Source organism: Rhodanobacter sp. AS-Z3, from assembly GCF_029224025.1.
Classification (GTDB): Bacteria; Pseudomonadota; Gammaproteobacteria; order Xanthomonadales; family Rhodanobacteraceae; genus Rhodanobacter.
On record NZ_CP119392.1, the window covers coordinates 1,861,720 to 1,874,348 of the forward strand.

The 12,629-nt window shown below is 61.7% G+C and carries 15 protein-coding genes; 7 read left to right on the forward strand and 8 right to left on the reverse strand.

What is annotated here, in order from left to right; all coding sequences use genetic code 11:
* Positions 1 to 34: 34 nt before the first annotated feature.
* Positions 35 to 1,276: a hypothetical protein gene (locus tag PY254_RS08100; protein WP_281014951.1), complete on the reverse strand. Its 1,242-nt coding sequence runs from the start codon at positions 1,274 to 1,276 to the stop codon at positions 35 to 37.
* On the opposite strand from PY254_RS08100, the gene PY254_RS08105 reads away from it, so the two are divergent.
* Together PY254_RS08105 and hutG are read left to right on the forward strand one after the other, a co-directional pair.
* Positions 1,275 to 1,517: a hypothetical protein gene (locus tag PY254_RS08105; protein ID WP_281014952.1), complete on the forward strand. Its 243-nt coding sequence runs from the start codon at positions 1,275 to 1,277 to the stop codon at positions 1,515 to 1,517. The genes PY254_RS08100 and PY254_RS08105 overlap by 2 nt on opposite strands.
* Positions 1,518 to 1,529: 12 nt before the next feature.
* A complete protein-coding gene (hutG, locus tag PY254_RS08110; RefSeq protein WP_281014953.1) occupies positions 1,530 to 2,309 on the forward strand; it encodes an N-formylglutamate deformylase in 780 nt (259 codons plus the stop codon).
* 611 nt (positions 2,310 to 2,920) lie between these two features.
* On the opposite strand, the gene PY254_RS08115 is transcribed toward hutG, so the two are convergent.
* From PY254_RS08115 to asnS, 7 genes are all read right to left on the reverse strand, one after another.
* A complete protein-coding gene (locus PY254_RS08115) occupies positions 2,921 to 3,352 on the reverse strand; it encodes a RidA family protein (RefSeq protein ID WP_281014954.1) in 432 nt (143 codons plus the stop codon).
* Positions 3,349 to 4,014, reverse strand: a complete 666-nt coding sequence (gene can / locus PY254_RS08120) for a carbonate dehydratase (protein ID WP_281014955.1) — start codon at positions 4,012 to 4,014, stop codon at positions 3,349 to 3,351. The genes PY254_RS08115 and can overlap by 4 nt, the downstream gene beginning before the upstream one ends.
* A gap of 32 nt (positions 4,015 to 4,046) precedes the next feature.
* Complete coding sequence (locus PY254_RS08125; protein WP_281014956.1) at positions 4,047 to 5,534, reverse strand: aldehyde dehydrogenase; 1,488 nt, start codon at positions 5,532 to 5,534, stop codon at positions 4,047 to 4,049.
* 80 nt (positions 5,535 to 5,614) lie between these two features.
* Positions 5,615 to 6,406: an SDR family oxidoreductase gene (locus tag PY254_RS08130; protein ID WP_281014957.1), complete on the reverse strand. Its 792-nt coding sequence runs from the start codon at positions 6,404 to 6,406 to the stop codon at positions 5,615 to 5,617.
* A gap of 18 nt (positions 6,407 to 6,424) precedes the next feature.
* A complete protein-coding gene (locus PY254_RS08135; RefSeq protein WP_281014958.1) occupies positions 6,425 to 6,739 on the reverse strand; it encodes a hypothetical protein in 315 nt (104 codons plus the stop codon).
* Entirely contained in the window at positions 6,736 to 7,569 is an 834-nt protein-coding gene (locus PY254_RS08140; RefSeq protein ID WP_281014959.1) for a MalM family protein, read from the reverse strand. Before PY254_RS08140 ends, PY254_RS08135 begins: the two co-directional genes overlap by 4 nt.
* A gap of 14 nt (positions 7,570 to 7,583) precedes the next feature.
* Positions 7,584 to 8,984, reverse strand: a complete 1,401-nt coding sequence (gene asnS, locus PY254_RS08145; RefSeq protein ID WP_281014960.1) for an asparagine--tRNA ligase — start codon at positions 8,982 to 8,984, stop codon at positions 7,584 to 7,586.
* Positions 8,985 to 9,133: 149 nt separating this feature from the next.
* Between asnS and PY254_RS08150 the strand changes: the two genes are divergently transcribed.
* From PY254_RS08150 to PY254_RS08170, 5 genes are all read left to right on the forward strand, one after another.
* Positions 9,134 to 9,460: a HesB/IscA family protein gene (locus PY254_RS08150; protein ID WP_281014961.1), complete on the forward strand. Its 327-nt coding sequence runs from the start codon at positions 9,134 to 9,136 to the stop codon at positions 9,458 to 9,460.
* A gap of 221 nt (positions 9,461 to 9,681) precedes the next feature.
* Positions 9,682 to 10,113: a 30S ribosomal protein S6 gene (gene rpsF, locus PY254_RS08155; protein ID WP_281014962.1), complete on the forward strand. Its 432-nt coding sequence runs from the start codon at positions 9,682 to 9,684 to the stop codon at positions 10,111 to 10,113.
* Between the two features lie 14 nt (positions 10,114 to 10,127).
* A complete protein-coding gene (rpsR, locus tag PY254_RS08160) occupies positions 10,128 to 10,358 on the forward strand; it encodes a 30S ribosomal protein S18 (protein WP_007081973.1) in 231 nt (76 codons plus the stop codon).
* A 135-nt stretch (positions 10,359 to 10,493) separates the two neighbouring features.
* The gene (rplI, locus tag PY254_RS08165) at positions 10,494 to 10,943 is read left to right on the forward strand and encodes a 50S ribosomal protein L9 (protein ID WP_281014963.1); all 450 of its coding nucleotides are present in this window, start codon (positions 10,494 to 10,496) and stop codon (positions 10,941 to 10,943) included.
* Between the two features lie 200 nt (positions 10,944 to 11,143).
* Positions 11,144 to 12,616, forward strand: coding sequence for a replicative DNA helicase (locus PY254_RS08170; RefSeq protein ID WP_345781835.1), 1,473 nt, complete (start codon positions 11,144 to 11,146; stop codon positions 12,614 to 12,616).
* Positions 12,617 to 12,629: the final 13 nt, after the last annotated feature.

Consider the following 12,629-nt stretch of genomic DNA (forward strand, 5'->3'; position numbering starts at 1 on the left):
GACTGGCGGCTCCTGTTGATCAGAAGAATTGGCGTCAGGGCTTTTCGACCGTGATGGTCTGCTCGGTGATGGTCTTGCCTTGCGCATTCGACGCGCGCAAACGATAGCGGCCCATCGGTAGATAAAGGCGCGAGACGACATCGCTCCCCGTGAAGGCGTAACGATCGGCAGCAATCGCATCTTCGGACTCATCGGCGCGGATAGCGTCGACGACACAGGGAAAGCTGGTTCTGCACATCCGCGCGCTGATCGGCCAGGAGCGACGTTCGCCTTCTCGCATCAGCCAGTTCGGTCGTTGCTTGATGGTGGCCGTTGGCAACATGAGATGGTCACGATCTGCTGAGCGCACGATCAGTGGCTTTCGGAACAAGCCACCTTCCACCACGCCGGCGGCTGCCGGAGGCAGTAGTACGGTGGCGTCATGGGCGTTTGGGCTGGCACTCCATGGTTTGCCGGTGGCACGGTTGATCAGCACGATCGGGCCATGCGATGGGAACGACGTTACCAGTTGGTGGTAGATGTCTTGTTCGGGGGGAATCTGCTCGCGAATGGCGGTCTGATCGATCGACAGTGGTTCGATGCCGCTCAACTGCTGCAGATACATCGCCATGGGCTCCACATTGCCGAGTCGTCCCTTGGCTTTGTCGATGTGCGCGTAGCCGGCGTGCACGAACAGTTTGGCGTGAGGGTCTCTGGCGAAAGTTTTTTCGTAAAGATTCCTGGCCTGGCCAGACTCCCGGTCACTCTGCGAATCGGCGTCCGCCTCATAAGCGATCACGGTGAAACCTAGCTTGATCGCGGTCCGCACGATATCGCCATAAGTGGGTTCATGCAGGTATTCCGTGCCACTGGACTGGACGGGATAGCCGCGCTGCATCAGCTCCTTGTCTTTAGCGGACAAGGCCTCGGCGGCGAAGTAATTGAAACCGAGTGCGCGCAGGCGCGGCAGCAAGGCCAGGGTCAGCAGGCGCGTATGCGCGTCGTGATGCGCCTCGTTGACCATGACGAGGCGGCGGTTGGCGGCCAGCTTGGTGATCACCTCGACGGCATCTTCGGCCACCCATGCGGCCGGCTGTGGCGAATTGGCGGCAGGCGGCACATGCCTTTTCAAAGGAAAGTCGAGCAGTGCTTCGTTGTACAGGCCCAATTCGTTTTCGACGGTAGCGAGCATCTGCAGTCCCAATTGCTGGTCGGCAACGGGAAGTTTTGGTGTCATCTGCAGCACGTATGTGTAGCGAGCGAGATCGTTGGGTTGGCGATGCAGTTCGCGAAACATGTCGGTGGCGGTCGGGCTGAAATCTGTCGCGGCTGCCGAAGCGACCAAGACGGCCAGGGTGCAGATTGCCAGCGCGGCCATGCAGGAGAACATCCGACTCGACATGGTCGCTTCTCGTAATGAAGATGGCTCAAGCCTGCCCTTGAATCATCCGTGCGGCAAGTACCGTTGGGCTGCCATCGCGCTGGTGGCGGTGATGGCTTGCATCGTTTTGCGCGGAAGTCCGCGTCGGGTCGAGTAGTACAATGAAGCGATGACTACTTTCACCTTGCAGCGCGGCCATGCGCCGCTGTTGATCAGTTTGCCGCACGATGGCAGCTTCATTCCTGCCGGGATTGCCGCGTCCATGCATCTCGCCGCGCAGCGTTCGCCCGATACCGATTGGCATGTGTCGCGGCTGTATGAGCCGTTGGCACAGGCGCTGGGCGCAAGCGTGCTCAAGCCGCTGGCGTCGCGCTACGTGATTGACCTGAATCGCCCCGCCGATGGCCACGCGCTGTATCCGGGTCAGCGCGAGACGGGCCTGGTTTCCACCATCGGATTCGACGGCGAACCTTTGTATCGTGATGGACAGGAGCCGGATCGGGAAGAAGTTCAACGCCGGATAAACACGTACTGGCGCCCTTATCACGAGGCTTTGGCACAGGAACTTGCGCGACTGCAAGCTGAGCACGGCCGGGCAATTTTGTGGGAGGGGCATTCCATCCGCAGCGAGGTGCCCATGCTGTTCGAAGGACGCTTGCCGGACTTCAACCTGGGCACGGCCACTGGAACAAGTTGTGACGCGGCCTTGCAGGAACGTCTGCAGGCTTGCCTGGCGTCGCAATCGCGCTTCAGCTTTGCGGTCAACGGTCGCTTCAAAGGCGGCTATATCACCCGTCATTACGGCGCAACTGCCGCTGGCGTGCAGGCCGTGCAGCTGGAATTGGCCCAGCTCAATTACATGGATGAGAGCAGCTTTGAGTACGACGAAGTACGTGCGCCCCCGGTGCAGGCGCTGATCCAGCAGTTGCTGGAAATTTGTCTGGCTTGACTGTGTTAAGCAAGCGGTGTTGCCGCATTATCAGCGGTTTCCGTGCAACGAAGTGACGGTCCGACGGTAGCTCGAGACGTAATATGTTTCGGTTACAAATCGACGATTGGCGATGTCAAGATTCTTTCGACGTACGAAGCGGGGAGCGGTGTTTTTCGTTCAGCCGCGGTATCCGCTTGCAGTCGCATTGTCGGCTCGTCGCGCCACTCGAGTTGCCGGGTTCCGGCCGGGTTCGCGATATTCATCGTCCGAGGTTCGACATCATGATGCGTAAACTTCTGATCGCCTCCCTGTTGGTGGCTGGCGTTGCACTCTCCGGTTCCGTGCTGGCTCAGGCGTCCGCGCCGACGGCGCCAGTTGCTCCCGTCGCTGCTGCAACCCCCGCAACCGCTCCTGCCGCCGCTCCTGCGCTGAAGACTGCCCGGCACCACAAGGCACACCACAAGGCGCACCACAGGGCTGCGAAGAAAGCTGCGGCTGCTGCCGCGCCGGCGTCCACGCCCGCAGGTTGATTATGTTGTCTTGAGCAAAAACCCCGCCAGTGCGAACTGGCGGGGTTTTCTATGGGCAATGAATGGAGAGGCGCTGGCAGGGGTGAGGTGCGGCGTGACTCAGTGCGACCCGATGGGGCGTGCCGCCACGCACTTCAGTTCGATCGCGATAGGCGTCGGCAAGGCCGCGATGCCCACGGTGGTGCGGCAGGCATCCACGCCAGTGAAGTACTCCGCATACAAACGGTTGTAGGTCGCAAAGTCGCGTTCCATGTCGGTAAGAAAAACCGTCACGTCGACGAGATCGCCCCAGCCGGCGCCGCTGGCTTCGAGCACGGCGCGGACGTTGGCGAATACCTGCCGACATTGCGCCTCGATGTCGTAGCCGATGAGCTTGCCATCGGCGTCGTGCACGTTCCCGGGGATCGCGTTGCTGCCAGGTTGGCGGGGACCCACGCCAGACAGAAACAGCAGGTTGCCCACGCGCCGCGCATGTGGATAGGCGCCGACCGGAGCGGGCGCTGCGTTGGTGCGGATGCCTTCGCCGCTCATGCTTCGCGACCCCAGCGTCGGGTCAGTTCAAGTACGGCACTGTTATACGCATCGGGCAATTGCTCGCGACTGCGTACGTCGAGGCCAAGATCGTGGATATGGCCGTTGTCCAAACCATAGATCCATGCGTGTACGGCCAGTTGCTGGCCGCGTTCCCACGCTTCGCGCACCACGGTGGTGTGGCAGACATTGAGTGCCTGTTCCAGCGCGTTCAGTTCACAAAGGTGCGCATGGCGCATTGCGAACGACTGTGCCGGGTCGAGCTTGTCGGCATGTTTCATCGCGATGTCCGTGATATGTCGCAACCAGTTGTCGATCAGTCCGAGCCGGCTTTCTTTCAATACCGCGCCCACGCCGCCGCAGCCGTAATGACCGACCACCAGGATGTGCTTTACCTGCAATACATCGACGGCGAACTGGATGGTGCTGAGCGCGTTGAGGTCGGTGTGTACGACGACGTTGGCCACGTTGCGATGCACGAAGATCTCGCCCGGCGGCAGGTCGACGATCTGCGTCGCCGGCACGCGCGAATCCGAACAGCCGATCCACAAGTAACGCGGCGCCTGTTGCTGCGACAGTTGCTCGAAAAAGGTCGGGTCCTGCGCGGTAACCTGATCGGCCCAGCGTCGGTTGTTGTCGAGCAGATCCTTCAGTGAATTCATCTTCGGCTCCATGGGTTCGGGCCGGCGCGTCTTCACGGGTGTGTGGAAGATGCGCCGTAGGCGATGCAGATGTTTTTCGGTTCGGTAAAGAAGTGCAGGGCTTCGCTGCCACCTTCGCGACCGACGCCGGATTGTTTGACGCCACCGAACGGCGTGCGCAGATCACGCAGCAGCCAGCAGTTGATCCAGACGATGCCGAATTCAAGCTGAGCAGCCATGCGGTGTGCGCGTGACAGGTCCTGCGTCCACAGCGATGCGGCCAGGCCATAGCGACTGTCGTTGGCGATCGTCAACGCCTCCGCCTCGTCTTCGAACGGAATCAGGCAGACCACCGGGCCGAAGATTTCCTGCTGGTTGGTCAGTGCCGCAGAGGGCAGTCCTTCGATCACCGTTGGTGCGATGAACCAGCCGCCGGCGCAACGTCCGGGCAGGGTGATGGCTGCGCCACCGCAAAGTATGCGGCCGCCTTCGTTGCGGGCTTGCTCGATGCAGCCGAGCACCTTGTCGTAATGGACCTTCGAGACCATTGCGCCGAGGTCGCTGCTGGAGTCGTTCGGGTCCCCCACACGCAGTTCCTGCACCTTGGCCAGGTAGCGCTGGCGGAAGCTGTCATAGATGGACTTCTGCACCAGCAGGCGTGAGCCGCACAGACAGATTTCGCCCTGGTTGGCAAAGCCCGAGCGCACGATGGTGTCGAGATTGGCGTCGGAAAGGTCGGCATCGGCGAACACGATCGCCGGATTTTTTCCGCCCATTTCCAGCGACAGTTTCTTGAACTGTGCCGCGGCAAGGCTGGCAATGCGTGCGCCGGTAGCCGTGCTGCCGGTGAACGAGACGGCTTTCACTGCGGGGTGTTCGACGATTGCCTGGCCGACCTCGAGACCCCTCCCATGCACGATGTTCAGCACGCCAGGTGGAAAGCCGGCCTCGATGCTCAACTCGCCGAGCAGGGCAGCGGTGCACGGGGTGACCTCCGACGGTTTGGCTACCACCGCGTTGCCACTGGCCAGCGCCGGCGCGATCTTCCAGGTGAACAGATAGAGCGGCAGGTTCCAAGGACTGATGCAGCCGACCACGCCGAGCGGCTGGCGCAAGGTGTAGTTGATCGCACCGGCGCCGGGAATGCCCGTTTCCATCGCATGCGATTCGCTACCCCAACCGGTGATGGCGGCGGCGAAATAGCGCAGGTTGCTGACGGCGCGCGGAATGTCGAGTCGGCGCGCCAGGCTCAACGGCTTGCCGCTGTCACGTGACTCCAGCGCTGCGAATGCCTCCAGGCTGGCTTCGATCAGGTCGGCCAGCCGATACAGGCACTGTGCGCGTTGCTCGAGTGGCGTGCTGGCCCAGCCGGCTGCTGCGCGACTGGCCGCTTCGATGGCGGCGACGACATCGCTTGCGACGGAATCGGGACAGTGCGTGAAGACCGTGCCGGTGGCGGGCTCATGGACATCGAGCCACCTGTCGCCAAGCGACGCCTGCTGGCGACCATCGATCAAATTGGCTAGGCGCGGAATAGGCATCTGTTCGAGTTTAGAACCAGCGCGCGGCAATTGCACCGGACGGCGGCGTATGCGTGTGCGTTGCACAGCATGCCTTGGCGTTAACTCAGTGCACGGGTACGACCGCCATCCACGGCAATGCTGACACCGTTGACGTAGGCCGCCGCCGGAGTGCACAGGAACGCGATGACGGCCGCCACTTCACTGGCCTCGCCGAAGCGGCCTGCCGGGATGGTGGCGATCACGCCTTGCGCGACTTCATCCTCACTCTGGCCACTGGCAGTCGCCTTTGCGCTCAGCAGGCTGTCCAGACGATCGGTGCGGGTGTAGCCGGGCAGCACGTTGTTGACCGTGATGCCGTCGGCAGCCAGTTCAGTGGCCAAGGTCTTGGCCCAGCCAGCTACAGCGGCGCGCACGGTGTTGGACACGCCCAGACCGACGATGGGTTCTTTCACCGAAGTGGAGATCACGTTGACGAGTCGACCGTAGCCGCTGGCACGCATGCCGGGAAGCAAGGCCTGCAGCAATGTCTGGCCGGCCAGCAGGTGCTGACGAAAGGCGGTCTCGAAGGCCGCGGGTTCTGCACTGCTGGCGGGGCCGCCCGGTGGGCCGCCGCTATTGTTGATCAGGATGTGCACGGCAGACGTAGCGGCAATGTCCACCGCCGTGCTGTGCAGGGCGGCCGTGTCCAGCATGTCCACGCTGCGCCACTGGTGCTGCTGCCCGGCATGCTTTCGCGGGAGTTGCTCGACAACTTTTTTGAGCTTGTCCGACGAACGCGCGAGCAAGGTGATATTTGCGCCCAGTTCGGCCAGCTCGATGGCACTGGCGCGACCGATACCTTGCGAGGCACCGCAGACCAGTGCGTGGCGACCATTCAGATCAAGTTGCATGGTTGTTTCCTCGACAGTTCAGTGCAGCAACAGGCGCATCGCCAGCGCCCCGAGCCAGCAGGCCCAGCCCAGCCACTGGCTGTAACGCCAGATCCACTGCCAGCGGGTGATCGCTGCATCACCCAGCGCAGGGAGCGCAGGCGAACGCAGCACCTGCTGCATGCTGGCCCAGATGCGAAATCCGGAAAGCTTGCCTTGCCCCGCTTCCGCAATGACTTGCCAGTGTTGCGGATAGCGTTGACGCAAAAGTTTGGCGACGCGAAACGGTGCCACATAGGACAGCACGAACAAGCTGACGCCGCAGGCCAGCAGGGCGAGGTAGAGGATGATCACGGCGTGCTTCCGTGCGGGCTGCCGGTGTTGTCCGTGCTTTTGCTACTCCAGGGCAAGGGCAGTACGGTGCGCAATGTGTTCAACACGCCGTCACCCTTGGCGGCTTTCTTGCAAATCGCGTTGTCGAGCGCGTTTTCGTAGGTGTTGTTCATCAGGCCAACCCACAAGGAGCCGTCCGGCCCGTGCGGAATGCTGAAACTTCCGGCGGAGCTCATCTGCAAAGAGGCGGCAGTGGAGGTGGAGATGGATGCGGGCGACTGCTCCCAATAGGTCTTGCCGGCTTGCTGTTCGGCGGAACTGTAAACCAGCAAATAGCGCGCCTTCGGGTCTTCGATCTTCATGCTGCCGAAGGCGCCGCTGGTGTCGTCGCTCCAGCCCATGTGCTCGCACAAACCAATGTCTTCGGAGCGGATCGGCTGGAACGCTTCGTCGAGCAATACGATGGTTGGCGCGAACAGGTAGCTGGCATGCAGCCAGCGGCCATTCAACTCGGACTTCACGGCCACCCGGTATGGCAGTTTCACGCTGGTTGGAAGCCGGAAAGCGAGAAAGTAACTCTGCGTGCCATTCAGGTTGGCAACCATACTGCCGTTGCCCAGCACGAACTTTTGCGGCTCCCACGGCAAGGTGCTGCGGAAGGAAAAGTCGGCGAAGCTGCTGCAGCATGGACTGGCCTGCATCAGCTGCAGTTGCGCCAGTTTCAGTGAGTCGCCGGTATTTTGCGCAGGAGCGCGAAAGTTGGGCGGCAGCAGGGACTGGGCCGTACGACAGCCACCCAGCAGCAGGCTCATGGACAGTGCGGCGATGGTGGCGAGGCGACGAAACGACATGAGGTTGACGGTACTCAGAATTCAGCGGTGCCGGCGGCACGCGGGTAAGGGATGGCGTCGCGGATATTGGCAAGGCCGCAGATGTACACCAGCAGACGCTCGAAGCCTAGGCCGAAGCCGGCGTGTGGCACCGTGCCGTAGCGACGCAGGTCGCGATACCAGCCGTAACTTGCCGGGTCCAGGCCGAACTGGACCATGCGCCGGTCGAGGTAGTCCAGCCGTTCTTCGCGCTGGCTGCCGCCGATGATTTCGCCAATGCCCGGCGCCAGCACGTCCATCGCCGCCACGGTTTTTTCATCGTCGTTCAAGCGCATGTAGAACGCCTTGATCGCTTCGGGGTAGTTCATGACGACCACGGGCCGGCCGATATGTTTTTCAGCCAGGTAGCGTTCGTGCTCGGTCTGCAGGTCGATACCCCAGGCCACCGGGTATTCGAACTTTTCGCCCGACTTCTTCAAGATCTCGATCGCGTCGGTGTACTCGATGCGCTCGAACGGTTGGGCGATGAACGCCTCCACGCGCGTGATCGCGTCGCTCTGCACGCGCTCGGCGAAGAACGCCATATCATCCGGGCGCTCATCCAGCACCGCCTTGAAGATCGCCTTGAGGAAACCCTCGGCGCAATCGGCGTTGGCGGTGAGGTCGGCGAACGCGATCTCCGGTTCGACCATCCAGAATTCGGCCAGATGGCGCGGGGTGTTGGAGTTTTCTGCGCGGAAGGTGGGGCCGAAGGTGTAAACCTTGCTCATCGCCAGGCAATAGGCCTCAACGTTGAGCTGGCCGGATACGGTGAGGAACGCTTCGCGACCGAAGAAATCCTTGCGGAAGTCGATCTTGCCGTCGGGCAGGCGCGGCAGGTTGGCCAGGTCCAGCGTCGACAGCCGGAACATGTCGCCCGCACCCTCGGCGTCCGAGGTAGTGATGATCGGGGTATTGATCCAGAAAAAGCCCTGCTCGGTCAGATGGCGATGGATCGCTGTCATCATGGTATGGCGCACGCGGGTCACCGCGCCAAACAGATTGGTGCGTGGGCGCAGATGGGCGACTTCGCGCAGGAATTCCATCGAGTGCTGCTTGGGCTGGATCGGGTAGGTTTCCGGATCGTCGACGAAGCCGGTGACAGTAACTTCGTCCGCCTGCAGCTCGAAACTCTGCCCTTTGCCCTGCGAAGCCACCAGAGTTCCCGTGACGATCACGCCAGCGCCGGCGGTGAGGTGTTTCACCTCGCTTTCGTAATTGCCCAGCGTTGCCGGCACCACCGCCTGAATCGGGTCGAAGCAGGAGCCGTCGGTGATATTGACGAACGACAGGCCGGCCTTGGAGTCGCGCCGGGTACGCACCCAGCCGCGCACGGTAACCGTGTTGCCGGCTTCGAGCCTGCCGGAAAGAGCCTGCTTCACACTGACCACGGCCATCGGTTGAAACTCCTGCTGATACGCCGCATGTCGACGCTGGATGAATGAATGGCTCGCGCACGGCAACGTGTGGGAGCAAACCGGCATGATAATGTAGCTATTGCCCGCGCTGCGACTTTCCGGGTCACTTCGAGTTTGGATCTATGGTCATGAGCATCACCATCACTGCCGCCGCCAACGAACGCATGCGCCATTTCCTGGCCTCGACACCCACGGCGGCCGGGGTGCGCTTTGGGGTCAGGCGCACCGGCTGTTCCGGCTTTGCCTATGTGGTGGATCTGGCCGAGTCGAAGGGCGAGGACGACCACGTGGTCGAGGTGGATGGTCTGCCGCTGATCGTTGACGACAAGAGCCTGGCGCTGGTCGACGGCACCGTGATCGACTTTCAGCGACAGGGCCTGAATGCCAGCTTTGTATTCCACAACCCGAACGCGACCGGCGCCTGCGGTTGTGGCGAGAGCTTCACGGTCAGCTGAGTCGCCGCCCGGCCTCAGCGAGCACGATTAGTCGCGGTTTGAGGGCGTTCGGCCCGTTGCGCCGAGCCTTGTGTCATCAATGGCTTGCGTGTGCCTGCGCCGGCACCGTACAATTCCGCTTCTGTCCGCACCCTAAACAGGCGCCGGCAGGACACTTGCCTCACCGCATCAGCGGGAGGCTGCGAGGCCGCAAGGCCGCATCCACAAGGAGTCAACCCACAATGACCCTGCGTCATTACGAAGTTGTGTTCATGGTCCATCCGGACCAGAGCGAGCAGGTCCCCGCGATGCTCGAGCGCTACAAAGCGCTGATCGAGACCGACGGCGGCAAGATTCACCGTCTGGAAGACTGGGGCCGTCGTCAGCTGGCCTATCCGATCGTGAACCTGGCCAAGGCACATTACGTGCTGCTCAACATCGAAGTCAGCCAGAACGCACTGAACGAGTTGGAGTCGGGCTTCCGCTTCAACGACGCCGTGCTGCGTCACCTGGTGATCCGTCGTGACGAGGCCGATATCGAGCCGTCCTTCATCCTGAAATCGAAAGAAAAGGATGATGCCAAAACCACTCGTCGTCGCGACGACGAAGGTGATGGCGAGGGCCGCGGTCGTGACCGCGACGATAGCGACAACGATCGCGACAGCGACGACTGATCAGGAGCACAGCCATGTCCAAATTTTTCCGCCGCCGCAAGTTCTGCCGCTTCACTGCCGAAGACGTGAAGGAGATCGACTACAAGGATCTCAACACCCTGCGTCAGTACGTCACCGAGAACGGCAAGATCGTGCCGAGCCGCATCACCGGTACCAAGGCGCGTTACCAGCGTCAGCTGGCCACCGCGATCAAGCGCGCCCGCTTCCTGTCGCTGCTGCCGTACACCGACAACCACGACGTCTGATCGTGACGAACCGCAGCATCACGCTGCGGTTCAAGGTTCTGCCCGGCTTCGGCCGGGCGGAGCTGCAGACATCCTTCGGACAACCGTCCTCTGGCTGCGTCGGGCCACACCGGCGCTAACGAAAAGGGAAGCATCATGGAACTCATTCTTCTGCAGAAAGTCCGCAACCTCGGCACGCTGGGCGACAAGGTCGTCGTGAAGCCGGGTTACGGTCGCAATTTCCTCCTGCCGCAAGGCAAGGCTGTCCGCGTGAATGCCGCCAATTTGGCTGCGTTCGAACAGCGTCGCGCTGAGTACGAAGCCAAGGCCAATACCGCCTTGTCCGATGCCGAAGCACGCAAGGCCAAGCTCGCTGACGCGTCGGTGACGATCACCGCGCATGCCAGTGCCGAAGGCAAGTTGTTTGGTTCGGTCGGCCCGCGCGACATCGCCGAGGCACTGGTGGCTGCTGGTCACGAAGTTCACAAGAACGAAGTGATCCTGGGCGAAGGTCCGCTGCGCAACACCGGCGAATTCGACGTGGTGATCAGCCTGCATGCCGATGTCCAGACCACCGCCAAGGTGATCGTGGTCGGCGACAAGTAAGTTTCACCCCCATCGACCCGATGGAAGCATCCGGGCGCCGCAAGGCGCCCGTTTGTTTTTGGGAACAGGGAACAGGGAACAAAGGCGGAGCGGTGCGATGCTCTCCCCGTTCCCCGTTCCCCGTTCCCTGCCTTATCCCCATCAACTCACAGCTTATCCACAGACTTATTGTCTCGACGGGTGAGACGCCGCCGCGCATGATGGTGGGGGTACGACTACCCACGAATGATTGGTGCGCCGCACGTCGTTGGTGGAGGCAATTCTCCCGAGGTAAGTGCATGTCTTTCGCCCCTGATCGCAAACCTTCATCGCCGGCTATCGAGGCGCTGCGGGTGCCGCCGCATTCCATCGACGCCGAGCAAGCCGTGCTGGGTGGTTTGATGCTGGCGCCTGATGCGCTGGACAAAGTGGCCGATCGGCTGGCCGAGGGCGACTTTTACCGCAAGGATCATCGATTGATCTGGCGGGCGATCAACGAGCTGGCGAACAAGGGCATGCCGTGTGATGCGGTAACTCTGGGCGACTGGTTTGAAACCAACGGACTGGCCGAGATGGTCGGTGGTGCGGGTTACCTGATCGAGCTGGCCAACAGCACGCCCAGTGCGGCGAATATCGCCGCTTACGCGGAAATCGTGCGTGAGAAATCGGTGCTGCGTCAGTTGATCGATGCCGGCACGTCGATCACCGAGGACGGTTATCGACCCGAAGGCAAGAGCGTGCAGGAGGTGCTGGAAAGCGCCGAGCAGCGCGTGTTCCACATTGCTGAATCCGGTGCGCGTGGCAAGAAGGATTCGGTATCGATGCGTGAGGCGGTGAAGGACGCTTTCCGGCTGCTCACCGAGCGCTACGAGAATCGCGGCCAGCTCACCGGTGTCAGCACCGGTTTTACCGACCTGGACAAGCTTACCTCCGGCTTGCAGCCGTCGGATCTGATCATCGTGGCGGCGCGTCCGTCGATGGGCAAGACGGCGTTTGCGCTGAACATCGCCGAGGCTGCCGCACTGGGCGGCAAGAAGGCGGTAGTGGTGTTTTCGATGGAAATGTCATCCTCGCAGCTTGCGTTCCGGTTGATCTCATCGGTAGGCCGCATCCACCAGCAGAACCTGCGCAACGGCGATCTGCAGGAAGAGGACTGGCCGCGCGTGTCCAACGCGATTGCGCTGCTTTCCGAGGCCAAGATCTTCATCGACGACACGCCCAGTCTGTCGCCGGTGGAAATGCGTTCGCGCGCCCGTCGGCTGCACCGCGAGCACGGGGGGCTGGGTTTGATCGTGATCGATTATCTCCAGCTGATGCAGGTGCCCGGGAACAAGGAGAATCGCGCCACCGAAATTTCAGAAATTTCGCGTTCACTGAAGGGACTTGCCAAGGAGTTGAACGTGCCGGTGATCGCCCTGTCGCAGTTGAACCGTTCGCTGGAACAACGCGCAGACAAGCGTCCGATGATGTCCGACTTGCGCGAATCCGGTGCTATCGAGCAGGACGCCGACGTGATCATGTTCATCTACCGCGACGAGTACTACAACAAGGAGTCGCCGGACAAGGGCGTCGCCGAAATCATCATCGGCAAGCAGCGCAACGGTCCCACCGATACCTGCAAGTTGACCTTCCTTGGTCACTACACCCAGTTCGTCAATTACGCTTCTGATTCGTTTGTCGGTTCGTTCGACTGACGTCGTGGCGGGA

What these genes read in the sequence shown, in the direction of transcription:
- PY254_RS08105 (WP_281014952.1), top strand. Translation starts at nt 1,275, where the DNA reads ATGTCGGTGGCGGTCGGGCTGAAATCTGTCGCGGCTGCCGAAGCGACC.
- PY254_RS08100 (WP_281014951.1), bottom strand. Translation starts at nt 1,276, where the DNA reads ATGTTTCGCGAACTGCATCGCCAACCCAACGATCTCGCTCGCTACACA.
- hutG (WP_281014953.1), top strand. Translation starts at nt 1,530, where the DNA reads ATGACTACTTTCACCTTGCAGCGCGGCCATGCGCCGCTGTTGATCAGT.
- PY254_RS08115 (WP_281014954.1), bottom strand. Translation starts at nt 3,352, where the DNA reads ATGAGCGGCGAAGGCATCCGCACCAACGCAGCGCCCGCTCCGGTCGGC.
- can (WP_281014955.1), bottom strand. Translation starts at nt 4,014, where the DNA reads ATGAATTCACTGAAGGATCTGCTCGACAACAACCGACGCTGGGCCGAT.
- PY254_RS08125 (WP_281014956.1), bottom strand. Translation starts at nt 5,534, where the DNA reads ATGCCTATTCCGCGCCTAGCCAATTTGATCGATGGTCGCCAGCAGGCG.
- PY254_RS08130 (WP_281014957.1), bottom strand. Translation starts at nt 6,406, where the DNA reads ATGCAACTTGATCTGAATGGTCGCCACGCACTGGTCTGCGGTGCCTCG.
- PY254_RS08140 (WP_281014959.1), bottom strand. Translation starts at nt 7,569, where the DNA reads ATGTCGTTTCGTCGCCTCGCCACCATCGCCGCACTGTCCATGAGCCTG.
- asnS (WP_281014960.1), bottom strand. Translation starts at nt 8,984, where the DNA reads ATGGCCGTGGTCAGTGTGAAGCAGGCTCTTTCCGGCAGGCTCGAAGCC.
- PY254_RS08150 (WP_281014961.1), top strand. Translation starts at nt 9,134, where the DNA reads ATGAGCATCACCATCACTGCCGCCGCCAACGAACGCATGCGCCATTTC.
- rpsF (WP_281014962.1), top strand. Translation starts at nt 9,682, where the DNA reads ATGACCCTGCGTCATTACGAAGTTGTGTTCATGGTCCATCCGGACCAG.
- rpsR (WP_007081973.1), top strand. Translation starts at nt 10,128, where the DNA reads ATGTCCAAATTTTTCCGCCGCCGCAAGTTCTGCCGCTTCACTGCCGAA.
- rplI (WP_281014963.1), top strand. Translation starts at nt 10,494, where the DNA reads ATGGAACTCATTCTTCTGCAGAAAGTCCGCAACCTCGGCACGCTGGGC.
- PY254_RS08170 (WP_345781835.1), top strand. Translation starts at nt 11,144, where the DNA reads ATGGTGGGGGTACGACTACCCACGAATGATTGGTGCGCCGCACGTCGT.